The organism is Chitinophaga sp. (assembly GCF_039596135.1).
GTDB lineage: Bacteria > Bacteroidota > Bacteroidia > Chitinophagales > Chitinophagaceae > Chitinophaga.
This window is the reverse complement of the sequence record NZ_JBCNKH010000008.1, coordinates 123,734-140,792: the sequence shown is the minus strand read 5'-3', so window position 1 is coordinate 140,792 and position 17,059 is coordinate 123,734. Positions and strand designations below refer to the sequence as shown.

The following is a 17,059-nucleotide window of genomic DNA, read 5'->3' as shown; positions in this document are numbered from 1 at the left end:
TAAACAGTACCCGATGAAAACCAGATTTTCCCTCATTCCCGCGAAGGGAGGCAAGCTGCGCCTACCCATATTCGCCACCATCCTGACGATGGTATCCCTCAATCCCACGTATGCACAGAACTACAACTATGCAGAAGTATTGCAGAAATCGATGTTCTTTTACGAAGCACAACGCTCGGGTACATTGCCTGCAGACAACCGCGTCACCTGGCGTGGCAATTCCGCACTCACCGATGGCAGTGATGTAGGTGTAGACCTGACTGGCGGCTGGTACGATGCCGGCGACCACGTGAAGTTCAACTTCCCGATGGCTTTCTCTGCAACCATGCTGGCCTGGGGCGCAGTTGACTTTGCAGATGGTTACAATAATTCAGGGCAGATGAAGTACCTGAAAAGCAACCTTCGCTTTGTAAATGATTATTTCATTCGCTGTCATACCGCGCCAAACGTATTGTATGGTCAGGTAGGTAATGGCGGTACTGACCACGCGTGGTGGGGATCTTCAGAAGTAATGGCAATGTCCCGCCCTGCTTACAAGATCGATGCTACACATCCAGGCTCCGACCTCGCCGCAGAAACTGCTGCCGCGATGGCTGCCGCCAGTATGGTGTTTAAAACAGACGATCCGACTTACAGCGCCACCCTGCTTACACACGCCATTCAGTTATATAATTTTGCTGATACCTATCGCGGTGTGTATTCTGCTTCTATCACTGATGCTGCTGGTTATTATAACTCCTACAGCGGCTATAACGATGAACTGGTCTGGGGTGCTATCTGGCTCTACCGTGCTACCGGCGATGCTGCCTGGCTCACGAAAGCAGAGACTTACTATGCAAACCTCTCTACTGAATCACAAACAGCTATCAAATCTTACAAATGGGGGCTTGCCTGGGATGATAAGTCCACCGGCTGTTATGCCCTGCTGGCAAAGCTGACAGGTAAAACCCAGTACAAAGAAGATATAGAAAGACACCTTGATTACTGGACGGATGGCTACAATGGATCACGCATCAACTACACCCCAGGCGGCCTCGCCTTCCTGGATGTATGGGGAGCGCTGAGATATGCAATCAACACAGGTTTCCTGGCTGCTTACTACAAAGATGCCGCTACCACTACTGCCAAAGGCACTAAATACTACACCTTCGCACAGTCACAAATGAACTATGCATTGGGTAGCAACCCAAACAAACGTAGCTATGTATGCGGCTTTGGTACCAATCCTCCTGTAAAACCACACCATCGTACCGCGCATGGTTGCTGGTCCAATAACCTGACAGGCCCTCCAACCGAATCAAGACATACCCTGTATGGCGCACTGGTAGGAGGTCCTAACAGCGATGATTCTTATACTGATGATCGTGGCAACTATGTGAATAACGAAGTAGCAACAGATTACAATGCTGCTTTCTCTGGTTTAGCTGCAAAGCTGGTACAGGATTACGGAGGCTCTCCACTCGCTAACTTCCCTGTGGCAGAAACGCCTACCGGTGAATTCACTATCGAAGCCAAGATCAATGGAAGTGGCACTACATATACCGAATGGTCTGTGTGGGTAAACAATCATACTGCATGGCCGGCACGCATTGCATCCAAACATATATTCCGCCTATTTGTTGATATTTCAGAAGGCCTTGCCGCCGGATACAAATCTACTGACTACGTCGTTTCTTCCAACAATGCAGATGTAACTTTTACACAATTACAGGCCTGGGATACCGCACAGCATCTTTACTATACTGAGGTGACCTTCAACCCTTCTATCAAGATCTGGCCTGGTGGTCAGGGCGAGTCAAAGAAAGAATCCCAGATCCGTATCCGTCTTCCTTACGAAGCACCAGCCAGTGCATGGAATGCAGCGAACGACTGGTCTTCACAGGGTGTAGATGGTACACTGAAAGAAGTGAGCAATATTCCGCTTTATGTAGATAATCAGCTGGTATATGGTAGTACGCCTACACCTGCTGTAGTCGTACCCGTAACAGGTATCACTGTAACACCCGCTACCGATACCCTGAATATCAATACCACCGCACAGCTCACTGCTACGGTAGCTCCATCCACCGCTACCAATAAATCCTTCACCTGGACATCTGCTAATACAGCGATTGCGACTGTGAGCAGCACAGGCCTGGTCACAGCAATAACTTCAGGCAGTGTAGCCATCTATGCAACTACTGCTGATGGCGGTTTTAAAGATACCAGCAATATCTATGTAACCAGTGTGGTAGCGCCTAAACAATATACGATTACTACAGCAGTAGCAGGTACTGGTACAGTTGCCCTCAGCCCTGCCGGTGGTACTTATACAGAAGGAACTGTCGTAACGCTTACTGCTACACCGGGTAGCGGCTACCTGTTCAACAACTGGAGCGGTAGTATTACTGATACACTCAATCCTGTTGCTGTAACTGTAAATGGCAACCTGTCTATCACAGCAAACTTCAAACAGGATGTAAACCTGGGTAGCTGCGATAATCCGTCTGTAGTAACATTACCATTTGCAAAAGATGGATCTGGTGAGTTCTGTTACGTGATTTCAGGTAATATCTCTTACATCAATTCATGGAACCTGACTAAACTCGAGATCAATGGTGTGGATTATACCAACAAATGGTCTAACAGCATGCCTGCAAGAGTAAATGGTAATTACTATGTACACTATGTAGGTGCGTATGGCTGGTCACACTTTGAAGCGGCAGGTACTGAAGCGGGTGCAAGACAGGCGGTGACTGCAACAGCCACTACTACCTCTATTTATCCTAACCCGGTTACACAGCATAGCTTTGCTATTCGTATATCAGATAAGGCAATTACAGATGTGATTGTAACAATTACGGATATGTCAGGCAGAGTAGTGCTGAGAAAATCAGCGAAGGCAAACGAAACAATGACTATTCCATCTGCTATACCAACAGGTATTTACAGTGTGGAAGTAAGCACTAAAACAAAGAAAGTGATGAGCACTAAACTGATGATTCAGTAATTCAAAAAAAGAGCTTCTGCCATCAAAGCAGAAGCTCTTAAATTTTTTACGCAAGGCGTACTACAGTTCTTCCCTGTATTTTCCCAGCCAATATCTGGTTAATATGCTCACCTAATTTTTCCAAAGGAATTTCATTCGCCAGTAAGGTTAACTGCGCCGGCTTCCAGGTAGTCGCCATTGCTTCCCATACCACATCTCTCTTTTCAATAGGATATTCTACTGAATCAATACCCAGCAGCTGCACACCTTTCAGGATGAATGGAAACACTGTCAGCGGCAACGGTCCTCCATTTACCATACCACAAGCTGTTACTGCACCACCATATTGCAGGCTCTTCACCACTGTAGCCAGCACATTACCACCTACGGTATCAATACCTCCTGCAAATTTGGGTTTCAGTAATACCTTTCCACTGGTATCATCCATCTCAGCACGCGGCAATACTTCCGCCGCACCCAGTGATTGCAGGAACGCTGCCTGCTTGCTGCTCACAGCAGTTACCTGGTAACCTAACTTGCTCAGGATGGCCACCGCAATAGAACCTACCCCACCACTGGCCCCGGTTACCACAATCTTACCATCTGCAGGTTGTACCCCCGTTTTCAGCAATGCCTGTATGGACAGTGCGGCTGTGAACCCTGCTGTACCATAAATCATGCTTTCCCTGAGTGTGAGCCCCTGTGGCAGGCCTACTATCCATTTGGCCGGCACCCGGATGTATTCCTGGAAACCACCACTGGTATTCATACCAAAGTCGAACCCGGTTACAATCACCTGGTCACTTGGTTTCCAGTTTTTATCTGTAGAAGACACCACTTCTCCGGCAGCATCTATACCTGGGGTATGTGGGTATTGCCTTGTCACACCTTTGTTGCCGGTAGCAGATAAGGCATCTTTATAGTTCAGGGAGGAATAATGTACTTTGATAACGACATCGCCCGGAGGCAGGTTGGTTATGAGTTTATCAACGATAGATAAAACAAATTTCCCGTCGGCTTCTATCACCTGTAATGCTTTGAATGGTTCCGTCATAATTATCCTTTTTTACAAAGTACGAAATGCTGTGGGCCCATTCAATGACGGTGAGCAGTTTACAATTCTGTCAATACAGCAAGCAGGTCCAGTGCCTTCTTAATCACATCCTTTTCTTCCGTTGTATATTTCTCCGACACCATGAGTGCCAGCCATTCTTCTCTTTCCCTGCGGGAAAGTTCTACTTTTTGTTTGCCTTGTTTGGTGAGGGAAACCAGCGTTTTGCGACCGTCAGCAGGGGCGCTTTTCCTGGAGATGTATTTCAGTCCTTCCATCCTGTTCAGGATCTGCGACATGAATTGGGAGGATATGTTTAACTGGGCACCCAGCTCAGAAGGAAAAGCCTCTTTCTGGATCATGAGAATGCTCAGTACATTGAATTCAGCGATGGATAATTGCTCCGGGTTACTTATCTGCTTGCGCAGTCGTTTGCTCATGATCGTCACCAGGTTGCGGATGCCGTAAGCAATTTCTTCGTCCTGTTTATTAAACATATGCCTATTAAATTAACTTTGCAAAGTTACTTTGGTATTCTTAAAGTAACAAGAGAAGGATTTTAATATTAAATTGATTATCAATACAAATTAAAATATTTTATCGATGGCAGGTTGTTAAGTCCTAACTTTGCATCGCCAATTAGGACTTAAAGATCAAATTTCATGCGCGATAAGATTATTAGGGTCAATTACTATAAATTGGTGATTGCCTCGTGTTTTGCCAGTTTACTTTCGGCCATCCTGGCCAGTGTTTTGAAACATATTACCGAGTATTACGAAGACCATTTCTTTGAATCGATCAAACCATACTCCTTCTTATTTATTATTTTTCCGCTGATCGGCCTGGTGTTGATACATGTATTACGCAAATACGCTTTCCGGAAGAAACCGAATAAAGGTATTAAAGAGATCTACCTGACCATTGATACCCGTCGCAATGAACTGCCTGCATATAAAATCCCTTCTCACTTTATCAACGGTTTTCTCACTGTCATCTTTGGTGGTTCTACTGGTGTAGAGGTTTCCACTGTTGTGTCTACTGCCACCATTGGTGCAGTCACCAGGCAAAAAGCAGGTATTGCCAACAGGTTTAAAACAGAGCTGATCTGTGCAGGGGTAGCGGGTGGTTTAACAGCATTGTTCGGTAGCCCGTTTGTAGGGATGCTGTTCGCGCTCGAAGTAATTGCTAAAAAAGTAACTAAAACGATATTGATCAGCACAGGCATTGCTGTTATTATTGGCTGGGGCTGGCTGCTGTTGTTCCATGAGCATGCACTGTTTGGACTGAGTGCTAATCCATGGAAATGGCAGGCTGTACCTTATATGATTGGTATGAGCGTGATTGCCGGGGTGATTTCAGTATTCTTTACCAAATCAGTAATCAGCATCAAACGTCGCTTTGCTGTTATGAAGAGCGAATATGTGCGTATTGGTTTAGGTGCGGCAATTGTGGGTGTAGGTATCTTTATATTCCCGCACCTGTTTGGAGATAGTTATAGTGGTGTAAAGGCTATGATAGAGCAATCCAGCCACACTGACCTTTCTTATACCTTCGCATTCACCATCCTGGGTATTGTGATACTGAAACCAATTATTTCTTCAGTAACACTGGGCGCCGGTGGTGATGGTGGTGTATTTGCACCCAGCATTGTAGTGGGTGCCTTGTTAGGGCTGCTGGTAGCTATGACATGTAACCAGTTTTTCCACACCCAGCTGGTGATAAGCAACTTCATCATCCTGGGTATTGCGGCTGTATTGAGCGGCGCCATTCATGCACCGCTTACTTCATCTTCCCTGGCAATACGTTTATCAGGTAGTCTCATACTGACTTTCCCAATTTTGATAGCCAGCCTGGTAGCCCGTTATACTGCCGGGAAAATATATCCTTACACTGTTTATAGTTATAAGGATCAACAGCCACACTAATAACCATAGCCCAGCTCGTCGGCACGCCGCTCACCTAGTATGCGGTAATCCATCTGCTCCAGGGCTTTAGATACTTTGGGCCGGTCTTTGTAAATGGATTTGTGCTGAAAATTATACATCGCCAAACCAATGTGGAAAATAAAACCACTGTAGACTACGACCCTCAGAACTTTTAGCGCCACTGCCTTTTTCGAGATCAGCCATTCATAGCAATAAAAGGAATAGATCATGGGCAGTGGCAACATTAAATAGAAGGTATGCGAGGAAGGTCCCTTTATTGAAAAGAAAAAGCTTACAAACAGTAATCCATAAGAGAAGATATTCAGCCAGCGCACCTTTTTCCACTCTTCGTTCTCACTCTTTATAAAGAACCCAATAATCAACAGCCCCACCTGCAGGAAACCGATGACCAACAGGAATACGATAAACGGAATCATCCAATATTGGGTATGCATGATCACATCCTTGTCAGTAGAATCACCTAATACATAAGGAATTTCATAAGTAGCAAATGACAGGTAACGGAGCAATATCGTGAGAATATTGCCGAAATTCCCCCAGTTGACGACCACATTCTCCCCTACCTTACCGGCCATTGGATCCGGATGTAACCAGGTGGGAATCAGGGTAATTAACCCGATCAGTCCACCCAGGATATAGAAAAGAATCACTTTCTTATTGGTCGTCTTCATTGTAAAGGCCATCGCCGCCAGGGTATATGGCACCAGCAATACCCAGGACATATGCAGTTGCATGACGAAGGTAGTCGTGATCCCCATCGTGAAATAAGCCAGTCCGGGCTTCATCAGCTTCTCTGTATAAACAGGCAATAATTCCAGTACAGCAATGAAAAAAGGGATGGAAAAGACCAGTACATAAGATGGATTAACTACCCTCGTGCTGTAATACAATGTCCACGGGGTAGTCATACAAAGGATCCACACGAGCCAATCCGGCACACCTTTCACCCTGCGGGTTATATACCATGCCAGCAAACATAAGCTACTGAATGATAGCACATTTAATAAAATTGTAGGGAACTCTGGCAACTTCCCTAGATAAAAAGGCATACTTACCAGCAGACCTTGTAGTGCACCGGGAATCTGGGTATGGGTATATACCACATCCGGACCGTAAGTAGGCCAGGTACCGGTGGTATAGGATTTTAATCCAATCAGATAGATCTGCAATTCATCTGCAAACCAAAATTCCGCACATAGGCCATATATCAGCCTGAACATAAATAATCCTGCCAGGAGCAGAAACAGCTTTTTTGTCTCCATTTGTTATAACAGCATAGGGGGGGAAACTAATATGGATGACGGATAGGGATTTGTTAAAATCGGCATAACCCGATTTTTTTTCTATTTCGCATCAAAGTAACACTTTTCTGCGATGTCATTATATAGACCATATTAAAAAAACCGCTTTTCCTCATCAAAATAAACCATCATGAAGCACACATTCATGACGCTGGCCGTAGCAATCATCGCTTTCACCAGCTGTAGCAAAGAATCGGCCCAACAGGCAGCAACCCCTGCCACGGAAACTTCTGCTGCCAGAGCAAGTGCAGCAGCTTCCACGATTACCTTCAGCGGATATACCTGGACGGTAAGAACTGAATCCGGCACGTCAGGCCCCGGACCTAATTACTGGAGCAACAGTTCCAGCAACGTATGGGTAGACAGCAATGGCTACCTCCACCTCAAAATCAGGAAAGATGCCAGCACTGGCAGGTGGCTTTGTTCAGAAGTGTATACCAACCAGTCATTTGGGTACGGAACCTATGTATGGCAGGTAGAAGGTAGAGTCGACTCACTGGACAGAAACATCGTTTTTGGGTTATTTAATTACAAATCAGGAGATGACGGGCACCACGAGATGGATATTGAGTTTGCCCGCTGGGGTAACAACGCATGGCCTAATTATAACTATACCGTGTATCCCCAGACAGGTAGCGGCAGTGCCTCTTATACTGCCGAGCTGAAGCTGAATGGTACTTATAGCACTTATCGCTTTGTACGCAACAGTAGCAGTGTATCTTTTTCCGGGTTTCATGGTCATACGCAGGCAGCTGCGAATGCCTTTTTCCCCTGGACGACTCCTTCAGGTTACAACGTAAGTACGGTAGCAATGCCGGTGCACATGAACCTCTGGCTGTTTGATGGCAACGCGCCCTCAGATGCTAAGGAAGTGGAGCTGATCGTCCATTCATTCACCTTTACAGCGCTTTAGTAGTAATAGGATCAAAACCAGGGCCGGCCTTCAGACAGCCGGCCCATTTTTATTTTATACGTTATAGATCTCTTCGATTATCTTTTTGTACTTTTCCAGCACCACCTTTCTTTTCAGACTCATTTTAGGGGTCATCTCTCCACCTTCCACACTCCACTCATCAGGCAACAGTGCCACTTTTCTCACCTGCTCCACGTGGTTGAATTGGGAGTTGTATCCTTCTATCACCTCATGGTATTTTTCTAACACCTTCGGTTCAGCGATGGCTGCTTCATTGGTAGTATAATTGATTCCCTGCTGCTGCATCCATTGTCTTAAGTACGGGAAGGCCGGTACAATCAGGGCGCTTACAAATTTTCTGTCTGCCCCGATTACCATTATCTGCTCGATGAAGGGATTCTCTTTGCATTTATTTTCTATCGGCTGGGGGGCCACATATTTCCCGCCGCTTGTCTTGAACAGTTCCTTTTTACGATCGGTGATCTTCAGGTATTTACCTTCCTGGAAGATGCCAATATCCCCGGTTAGTAACCAGCCGTCTTTTACCACTTCAGCAGTCAGGTCTGGTCTTTTGTAATAACCCACCATTACAGAATCGCCTTTTACACAAATTTCCCCATCTTCAGCCAGTTTCACACTCAGGCCTTGTAAAACGGGGCCTACGGTGCCAAATCTCACCTCTTTCCGGGTATTTACGCTGATCACGGGACTATTTTCGGTAGGTCCATAACCTTCATACACGGGTATTTTAGCTGCCCAGAAAATGCGTAACAGCTTTTCCTGGCAGGCAGCACCACCTGTTACGATGAAATCCACCCTGCCGCCCAGGGCAGCTCTCCATTTGCTAAAAATGAGTTTATCGGCCAGTGCGAGTTGCAGGTTGTACCAGGCACCGCCACTTTTTACATTGTCGTAGCGGGTAGCCAGGCCCACAGCCCAGAAGAATAAAGTCTTTTTGATACCGGTCAGTTTATTGCCGGTGGCGAGAATCTTATCATATACCTTTTCCAGGAGGCGAGGTACGGTGGTAAATCCATCCGGTTTAATTTCCCGCAGGTTGTCAGCAATGGTATCCAGGCTTTCAGCATAGTAAATGCTGGTACCACTATAGAAATAGATATAGGTAACGCATTTCTCGAAAATATGGTTTAGCGGAAGGAAGCTCAGTGCTTTTTTAGTAGGATCGTCATTGAACGGAAACGAGACTTTTCCCATAAAGGCATCAGTCACAATATTGTGATGGCTCAGCATCACTCCTTTTGGTGTACCCGTGGTACCCGACGTATAGATGATAGTGGCCAACTGCTGGGGCGATATGCCTGCTTTCACATCCTGCACTTGCTGCAGCAGTTCAGGCGTAGCCAGGTTAGTGACTGCCGACCAATGCGACACACCGGGAATTTCGTCAAAAGTATAGATCTCTTTCAGGTGCGGCAACTGGGGTCTAATACTGTTGATCTTATCATACAGTTCCAGGTTGCCGATGAAAATATATTTTACTTCGGCGTCATTGAGAATAAATTCCAGTTCCAGGAGGCTGGTGGTAGGATAGAGTGGTACCAATATCGCCCCCGTTTGCTGAACGGCCAGATCGGTAAAGATCCATTCTGGTCGGTTCGAGCTGATAATGGCGATTTTGTCGGCTCCGGCAGGAGAACCGTCATTACCACTTACGCCCAGTTGCAGTAATCCCGCACTGAATTTATCAGCGATTTCTCTTACCAAAGCAGTACTGTAGCGGGTCCAGGTGCCGTTCACCTTAGCCGCAAGCATGTCTTCTTTAGGGAATTTTTCGAGTTGATAATCTACGGCATCGAACAGCCGATCCTTGCGTGAATGTATCATAAACGTGAAAATGCGAAAATACACCCGACTTTTCTGAAATAAATTTTGAAATATTCAATAATTGATTACCTTTGCAATCCCAATCGCGAACCGCCGCGTTGGTCAATCGGCTAAGACGCCTCCCTTTCACGGAGGAATGACGGGTTCGACTCCCGTACGCGGTACGAAAGAAAAGGTTGCTCAATGAGCAACCTTTTTTATTTAAATAGTCGATCAACAGCAGCTTTTATAAATTCATTTTCAATTTGCAAAAATTCTCCACCACGAACATTCGTCCACCCAAATCGTTCCATATAGTGAAATGATAAGTAATGCCGGGGAGATCTGTTTTCGCCGGTTCATACTGAGCTACCCAATCGTTACCCTGCCCGCTCTTTGTACCAAAAGCATCGGGGTCAGCACCACAGCAGGTTCCCGCAGGTAGCTTCGGTATACTTCCATATGTCCGTCATCTTCCACTTTCAGGTGTAATGATACTTCTTAATAAAATTGTATCACCCTCCATTCTGATAACTGGAAGGATGTAGCCCCATTATTAGCTGTGATGTGGATCCTGTAATAGGAATAGCTGCCTGGACTGGCTACTTTAAAAGTGACAGTCTCAGTTCTATCAGAAAAGGCAAAATTATTTTGCTCATCTACCACATCCCAGGCAGCACCATCATTAGAGCCCAGAAGTTCCCAGGTTTTGGGATCACGCGTAGGAGAATCATTGCCGGATGTTAAGGTGTATTGGTTCACCTCCTGTGCATCCGGGAATTGCAACTGCAACCAGAAGTTGGAGCTTGTGCTGTAAGAGCCTGTATAAAACTTCGTTGAAGTATCATCATCTACTACTTTCAGCGACCCCTCGGAAGCTGAAGCACCGCTACTATTATCATTACTTACTGTAAGAGTGCCCTTGCCGGTAATATCCCTGGCCCGCTGCACGAGAGAATCAATCCTGAAATAGGCGATATTCAGAGAAGAGTCAAGATATCCGGATGAAACATTTGTTAACCTGATTGGCAACATATAAGCTGTTCCAGCTGTCAGCTTCTTGGGCGAAACAGAAATGGACAAAGCGTCGGAACTTGTTTTGCCCGCTTTTATTGTAGCGGAAAGACCGGATATAGTATAGGCATCAGCAGGTAAAGCTATATAGGTGGTGCTATTACTGGTATTATATGTAGCTATCAGAGTAGTATCTATTTCAAATGTCGCCTCAATATCTGAAGACGGATATTTAACACCGCCATAAGCAGCACCAAAATTAATCGCCTGGGCGGAATCAACGTCGTACATAGTCACTAATGCCCTGTTTTCATAAGCCTGGGGCATATAAATATTCCCTTCTGTTGATAAAGAATAATCATCATCCTTAAAACAGCCAGATAAGCCCAAACTTAAAAGAAATAAGGACAATAGTGAAATGGCAGGCCTCACTTTTGAAGAAGCCTTTAAATTAATATTTTTCATTTATTTGTGTTTACAGCTGGTGATGGAAAACATAACAAAAAAATTACCATCCCGGATTTTGGACTAATTTGTTGTCCTTCAGGATCTCATCGTATGGTATTGGCCACAGGTAATCTCTCTGCTTAAATGTGCGCGTTTCTATCAACGTCTTCGCATAAAAATCAGCACCATCCACATACATATTCATACCATATACCGACTCATTATCTGTTGTCATGGCAGTCTTCCACCTGTGGCAGTCAAAATAGCGTACATTTTCGAATGCCAGCTCTACCCTGCGTTCCATTCTGATAGCCGTGCGTAAATTGGATTGTCCGGAAGGTACCGCAATGGGATCTGTTCCGCTTCCATACTGTGGAATACCAGCTCTGGACCTGATCAGGTTCAGATAGGTAAGAATATCTGCATTGGTCGCATCATACTCATTCAATGCCTCCGCATAATCCAGGTAGATCTGGCCAAGGCGTAACATCAGTGCGCCACGTGCGTTGCCATTCGTTGCTACATTTTTCCTTAGAATATATCCTGTCGGGGATACGTCGGAAGTACTCTGACTACGTCCAGAATTACCGGAGTAATTTAGCTCTGTTATTACTTCATCATCACTGCTGCTCTGGTTGAGCCAATAGCTGTTATTATAGGTGATGCCCACGTAAAAGCGGGGCTCCCTGTTTGTCCAGGGGTTGAATGTGCTTCTTGCTGCTACATCAAATGGGGCCTCGAAGCTGGAAAAGCCTGTAGATACATATCCGGAGCTCGCATTGGTAATAGGTAACCCATTCGCCATGAAATAGGCATCTACCATTGTCTGAGTGGCGCCAAGCGCTCCTCCTCCCTGCACGGACGACGTATATCCCACATGTTTGGGGGTCCTGTCATACTGTGTGTAGTTAAGGGAATTGGACCTTGCAAAAATCCATTCCTTGTTCCAGTCTTCAGTCATCACATTCCGGCAGGCAAGATAGGCTGCCTGGAAAGGATCATTATCTGATACGGTGTACAGAGAATAGGTACCGGGAACAAATTCATCGATAAACGATTTTGCTGCATCTGCCGCAAGTTTCCACTTGTTGGCATCATACGATTGATTAACCAGCTGTGTACCATCTGCATTCTTAAGGGAAGCCATATCCGTATTCCCATTAAACAGCGGGCTGGCGGCTAACATGAGTGCCTCTACTTTATAAGCCTTGGCAATACCCTGTGTTATCCGGCCATATTCGTTATCATCTGGTGTAACAGGAAGATCTGTGTAGGCAGAATCCAGCTGGTTCACTATATAACTGATACAGGAGTCAAACGGTGTTCTGGCATACAGGATATCCTCCAGTGCCGCATCCACGGATATCACCCCGCTCAGTACAGGTACAGGACCATACATCCTGACCAGCCAGTAATAATACATAGCACGCAGTGCCCTGGCTTCGCCCTTCCAGTGCTTTTTCTGTGTATCAGTGATCTCTGTTGAATTAGCACCATCGATTTTACTTATAAAATCGGTAGCATTCCGTATTGACTTATACCAGTTTGTCCAATAGGTGGCTACATCATCGTCGGCGCTGGTCCAGGTACTTTTATTTAATTCATTACCGTAATTGAAATCCCAGTTATACATCGCCTCATCAGAGCCAGCTGTCCATGGGCCAGAATAATTGGTTGTATTATAGCGCTGCGCCAGCTCATCGGGTATATTGGCATATATCTGTGCCAGATATTCCTTGGTATATGTTTTGGATTGAAAAATGTCATCTTCGGTAAGCACATCATCCGGGACCTGGTCCAGGTACTTCTTACATCCAGTAGATGAAAAAGCCGTGATAATTAAAAGGTATATAATATATTTTCTAACCTTCATCTGAAAAAATTTAATGTAGATACGTTTAGAAATTTGCCTGTACGCCAAAAGAAATAGTTCTTGTATTTGGATAAGCGGTCCCGTTTGTAGTATTTAGCTCAGGATCCCATAGCTTAAACTTGCTTAGATAAAACAGGTTCACACCCTGTACATATATCCTTGCATTCTTCATCTTCACTGCTTTGATTATCTCTTTTGGAAGGTAGTAACCAAAGTCCAGCGTTTTCAGGCGAATGAAATCAATATCTTTTTCCCACCAGGTGCTTGCCTGAGAATTATTTTTGTTATCGGTGTTGCCATAAGCCAGTCTTGGGTAAAACGGTTTTTCTGCGTGGTTATCTTCTGTCCACCGGCTTTCGGAAATGGCAAATAGGTTACTTCTTTCTGCTCCGGTACTATTATTAAAGGGGATGATACCATCGCCGCTTAACTGCCTGTCTGCACCAGCCACACCCTGGAAGAATGCTCCGAAATAAAAATCCTTATACTTTATATTAAAGCCAAAGCCATATACCCAGTTACCTACGTCTCCATTACCTATCTTTGTAACGTCATTGGTGTTTACCACTCCATCTCCGTTCATGTCTTTATATTTAATATCTCCCACTCTCTGGCTACCTAATGCTGACTGATCAGCATGATTATCTATATCAGCCTGGCTCTGGAATAGGCCTTCCGCCACATAGCCATAGTCTGCATTTAAATTACGGCCCCGTTGCTCCATATAAGGATACGGCTGTTCGGGCTGGTCATTTTCAATGATCTTATCCTTATTGTAGGAGAATGTGCCTCTGAATGTCCAGGATGTTTTTCCAATACTGAATGGCGCTAATTCTATTGTACCGTCAAATCCCTGGTTATTGATAACGCCCAGGTTACCGTAAGGCTCATTCTGTAAACCTAAATAAGTAGGCAGACTGGCTCTTTGTAAATACACCTGGGTCCTGTGTTCATGGAAATAATCCAGTGTAACAGATAACAGGGAGTTTAATGTTTTGAACTCAAGCCCAAGATCCTGCTTATGGGATACTGCCCATCTCAGGTCTACTCCATAATCTGAAATGGCAACCCCGCTATATGAGGTAGTACTGCTGCTTTTACCATAGGTATACCCGGTGGCGTTGTCCGTTACGAGCGTCAAATAGCCAAACCTGCGTCCTCCGCTTCCTGAGCCCACCAAACCATAGGAATAGCGTAATTTGAAAAACTGAAATGCATTTTCGAATGGTTTAAAAAACGCTTCATTTGACAGCACCCAACCTACACCTATTGATGGGAAAAATCCAAATCTCCTGTTGCTTGAAAGGTTTTCAGATCCGGTATAACCGAAATCAAACTCTCCAAAATATCTATCCCTGAAAGAATAAGTTGCCCTACCTGACAAACCTTGTTTCCGGTAAGGAAGGGAGGAAGTCAGGTCATCAGCATAAGCGTCAGTATAGCTGTTCTGCATATATAACAGCATTGCTGTTATATTGTGAAACCCAAATTGGTTGTCATAATTGATTCCTGTTTCGGTATATAACTGACGGTTGCCTGCATTGGTCCTGCTATAGGACAATGCATTGGTCCCGTTTGCGAGCACTGTAAGGTTTAAGCTGCCATCATCATTATAGGGATCTGACTTATCCAGTTGGTAGGTGGTAGGAGTTCTTGTCCTGGAAATAAGATGGCTATTCCATGTATCAAAAGAGAACATGGTATGTGCGGATAACCCTTTCACCAGGGAACCAAGATCCTGGTTAATGGCAGCATTCGAATACAGTTGGCTGGCAAAAGTATTTCTATAACCTGTCTGGGTTACCATTGCATAAGGGTTCGGCTGGGCATCCCAGGAAGAATTCACTGCGGGGATCTTACTGTCTGGATACATTTTTGGATACAGAACAGGGTTAGTTTTCATCACAGCGGCGAAAGCATCTTCTGCATTATAGTTTCCGGGTTGGTTGTAATTTGTAATATATCCCTGTATGCCTAATGAGAACTTGGTAGTTTTCGTCCACTTCATATCTACATTGGAAGTGAAATTGTACCGCTTAAACCTCGTATCCGCATTGTATGCCTGGAGATTGTCTATTCTCAGAAGACTTGCCTCTTCATAATAAGATAACGCTGAGTAAAATTGTGTATTTTCATTTCCACCTCTTGAACTGAAATTAAAACGCCTTGTCAATGCACTTTCTTTGAACAAAGCATTCATCCAGTCTACATTTGGATATACATAGGGCTGATTACCTGCCAGTGTACTGTCTATATATGCATCTGAATATTCCGCAGTTTTACCTGATGCTTCTTCTGCTTCATTCCTCAAACGCATATATTGTTCTGCACTGGCCAGTTTAGGCGTTTTGGTAAATGAGTTAAAACCCTGGGTATAGTTGAACATCAGGTTGGGTTTCCCAACAGTTCCCTTTTTGGTAGTGATCAGGATAACACCATTCGCACCCTGGGCACCATATACGGCTGTAGCAGAGGCGTCTTTCAAGATGGAAAAGGATGCGATATCCTCAGGATCAAATGCGTTCAAATCACGTCCCTGTACTCCATCTACAATTATTAGCGGAGAATTATCATTGTCTCCAAATGTAGAAATACCACGGATCCAGACGTCGGCAGAATTGCTGCCGGGCAATCCCGATCTCTGTACGCCTACAAGACCGGCGATCCTACCAGCAAGAGAAGCACTAAGGTTCGCTACCGGCTGCTTAATATCTTCCAGGTTTACACTGGATTGGGCACCAACAAGGCTGATCTTCTTCTGTTGTCCATAACCTACTACCACCACTTCGTTCATGTTCCCCTCTTCAGCCTCCATTACAATTGTCAGTACAATGGAGTTATTCAGGGGGATCACCTGTTTCCTATATCCAATGAAGGAAACTTCCACTTGTCCTTTCTCATCCATCAGAATCTCAAAATGTCCATTTACATCTGTCACAGTACCGTGATTGGTTCCTGTCACCCGGATCGTAACCCCGGGTAATGGCTTGCCCAGTTTGTCTGTTACAGTACCTGTAACTTTCACATCTGAAAAAAAAGAATAACTGGCATAGTGCCTGGCCGCGGGGGCCCTGCTACTCTTATAGGCCGCCTGTGCCTCGTTGCCGAAACATATGGCACAGACAAGAGTGGTATAGGCACAAGGAATACCATACCTGATTTTTTCAAGTAGATTGCTTTTCATTTAAGGTGGCTTTTATTGTATGTGATGTTATGCTATGGCATAGTATTACATTAAATGGTTACAGCCTGTATGGATAATATCTCCCTGTTGTATTTCCTCATAACCATTATGTTGTATTGTTTGTTCCTTTCAAATAGTTCAGGATACTCTTCTTGCATATCAGCATTTTCTATGAACATAGCACTCCCTGATACCCCTGGAGAGCGTCTTTCATGCTGTCAGAAGATATTAAGAATTACCTGCCCTGTTCCTCCGGGAAGGTTTTAATCAGCGGATTTTTCGATTGAATTTCATTTTTTGGTTGATATAAATTATTTCATGAATTACGGGCTCTTTAAAAGGAGCTGTCAGACATAGCATTTATACCAGCTGCCATGCCGCTAATGGTTGATAAATAACGACCGGAATCCTATCCGGTTACAATAGGTAAATGCTGGATAACAGCATACTAATCCTGTTAAGCTACAGTGATTATGAACATACTCCGACAACAAACGACTTTGTCTCGACGGAATACAATCTATATATAGGTAAATGG

10 protein-coding genes and 1 tRNA gene are annotated in these 17,059 nt (G+C 44.8%); 4 read left to right on the top strand and 7 right to left on the bottom strand.

The annotated features are described in order from the left end of the window. Nucleotides 1–13: 13 nt before the first annotated feature. Entirely contained in the window at nucleotides 14–2,989 is a 2,976-nt protein-coding gene (locus ABDW16_RS08420; protein ID WP_343669023.1) for a glycoside hydrolase family 9 protein, read from the top strand. 46 nt (nucleotides 2,990–3,035) lie between these two features. Here ABDW16_RS08420 and ABDW16_RS08415 read toward each other — a convergent pair whose 3' ends face one another. Both ABDW16_RS08415 and ABDW16_RS08410 read right to left on the bottom strand, forming a co-directional pair. Next, nucleotides 3,036–4,022 carry a YhdH/YhfP family quinone oxidoreductase gene (locus ABDW16_RS08415; RefSeq protein ID WP_343669022.1) on the bottom strand — a complete coding sequence of 329 codons (987 nt, stop codon included), beginning with the start codon at nucleotides 4,020–4,022 and terminating at the stop codon, nucleotides 3,036–3,038. 59 nt (nucleotides 4,023–4,081) lie between these two features. Next, nucleotides 4,082–4,516: a MarR family transcriptional regulator gene (locus ABDW16_RS08410; RefSeq protein ID WP_343669021.1), complete on the bottom strand. Its 435-nt coding sequence runs from the start codon at nucleotides 4,514–4,516 to the stop codon at nucleotides 4,082–4,084. Nucleotides 4,517–4,681: 165 nt separating this feature from the next. Between ABDW16_RS08410 and ABDW16_RS08405 the strand changes: the two genes are divergently transcribed. Beyond that, entirely contained in the window at nucleotides 4,682–5,944 is a 1,263-nt protein-coding gene (locus ABDW16_RS08405; protein ID WP_343669019.1) for a chloride channel protein, read from the top strand. On the opposite strand, the gene ABDW16_RS08400 is transcribed toward ABDW16_RS08405, so the two are convergent. Next, nucleotides 5,941–7,227 carry a hypothetical protein gene (locus ABDW16_RS08400; protein WP_343669018.1) on the bottom strand — a complete coding sequence of 429 codons (1,287 nt, stop codon included), beginning with the start codon at nucleotides 7,225–7,227 and terminating at the stop codon, nucleotides 5,941–5,943. The two genes, ABDW16_RS08405 and ABDW16_RS08400, sit on opposite strands and share 4 nt — an antisense overlap. Before the next feature lie 169 nt (nucleotides 7,228–7,396). Between ABDW16_RS08400 and ABDW16_RS08395 the strand changes: the two genes are divergently transcribed. Further along, nucleotides 7,397–8,179 (top strand): glycoside hydrolase family 16 protein, encoded by a 783-nt coding sequence (locus ABDW16_RS08395; protein ID WP_343669017.1) that lies wholly within the window; start codon nucleotides 7,397–7,399, stop codon nucleotides 8,177–8,179. A gap of 54 nt (nucleotides 8,180–8,233) precedes the next feature. Here ABDW16_RS08395 and ABDW16_RS08390 read toward each other — a convergent pair whose 3' ends face one another. Beyond that, complete coding sequence (locus tag ABDW16_RS08390; RefSeq protein ID WP_343669015.1) at nucleotides 8,234–10,024, bottom strand: long-chain fatty acid--CoA ligase; 1,791 nt, start codon at nucleotides 10,022–10,024, stop codon at nucleotides 8,234–8,236. A 92-nt stretch (nucleotides 10,025–10,116) separates the two neighbouring features. Here ABDW16_RS08390 and ABDW16_RS08385 point away from each other — a divergent pair. Further along, nucleotides 10,117–10,188, top strand: a tRNA-Glu gene (locus tag ABDW16_RS08385). Nucleotides 10,189–10,504: 316 nt separating this feature from the next. On the opposite strand, the gene ABDW16_RS08380 is transcribed toward ABDW16_RS08385, so the two are convergent. Genes ABDW16_RS08380 through ABDW16_RS08370 form a run of 3 tightly spaced genes read right to left on the bottom strand, consistent with a single transcriptional unit; the run spans nucleotide 10,505 to nucleotide 16,521 of the window. Then, complete coding sequence (locus ABDW16_RS08380) at nucleotides 10,505–11,482, bottom strand: DUF1735 domain-containing protein (RefSeq protein WP_343669014.1); 978 nt, start codon at nucleotides 11,480–11,482, stop codon at nucleotides 10,505–10,507. A gap of 43 nt (nucleotides 11,483–11,525) precedes the next feature. Continuing rightward, on the bottom strand, nucleotides 11,526–13,337 hold the full coding sequence (locus ABDW16_RS08375; protein ID WP_343669013.1) for a RagB/SusD family nutrient uptake outer membrane protein: 1,812 nt from the start codon (nucleotides 13,335–13,337) through the stop codon (nucleotides 11,526–11,528). Nucleotides 13,338–13,362: 25 nt separating this feature from the next. Then, the gene (locus tag ABDW16_RS08370) at nucleotides 13,363–16,521 is read right to left on the bottom strand and encodes a TonB-dependent receptor (RefSeq protein ID WP_343669012.1); all 3,159 of its coding nucleotides are present in this window, start codon (nucleotides 16,519–16,521) and stop codon (nucleotides 13,363–13,365) included. Between the last annotated feature and the right edge of the window lie 538 nt (nucleotides 16,522–17,059).

What these genes read in the sequence shown, in the direction of transcription:
- ABDW16_RS08420 (WP_343669023.1), top strand. Translation starts at nt 14, where the DNA reads ATGAAAACCAGATTTTCCCTCATTCCCGCGAAGGGAGGCAAGCTGCGC.
- ABDW16_RS08415 (WP_343669022.1), bottom strand. Translation starts at nt 4,022, where the DNA reads ATGACGGAACCATTCAAAGCATTACAGGTGATAGAAGCCGACGGGAAA.
- ABDW16_RS08410 (WP_343669021.1), bottom strand. Translation starts at nt 4,516, where the DNA reads ATGTTTAATAAACAGGACGAAGAAATTGCTTACGGCATCCGCAACCTG.
- ABDW16_RS08405 (WP_343669019.1), top strand. Translation starts at nt 4,682, where the DNA reads ATGCGCGATAAGATTATTAGGGTCAATTACTATAAATTGGTGATTGCC.
- ABDW16_RS08400 (WP_343669018.1), bottom strand. Translation starts at nt 7,227, where the DNA reads ATGGAGACAAAAAAGCTGTTTCTGCTCCTGGCAGGATTATTTATGTTC.
- ABDW16_RS08395 (WP_343669017.1), top strand. Translation starts at nt 7,397, where the DNA reads ATGAAGCACACATTCATGACGCTGGCCGTAGCAATCATCGCTTTCACC.
- ABDW16_RS08390 (WP_343669015.1), bottom strand. Translation starts at nt 10,024, where the DNA reads ATGATACATTCACGCAAGGATCGGCTGTTCGATGCCGTAGATTATCAA.
- ABDW16_RS08380 (WP_343669014.1), bottom strand. Translation starts at nt 11,482, where the DNA reads ATGAAAAATATTAATTTAAAGGCTTCTTCAAAAGTGAGGCCTGCCATT.
- ABDW16_RS08375 (WP_343669013.1), bottom strand. Translation starts at nt 13,337, where the DNA reads ATGAAGGTTAGAAAATATATTATATACCTTTTAATTATCACGGCTTTT.
- ABDW16_RS08370 (WP_343669012.1), bottom strand. Translation starts at nt 16,521, where the DNA reads ATGAAAAGCAATCTACTTGAAAAAATCAGGTATGGTATTCCTTGTGCC.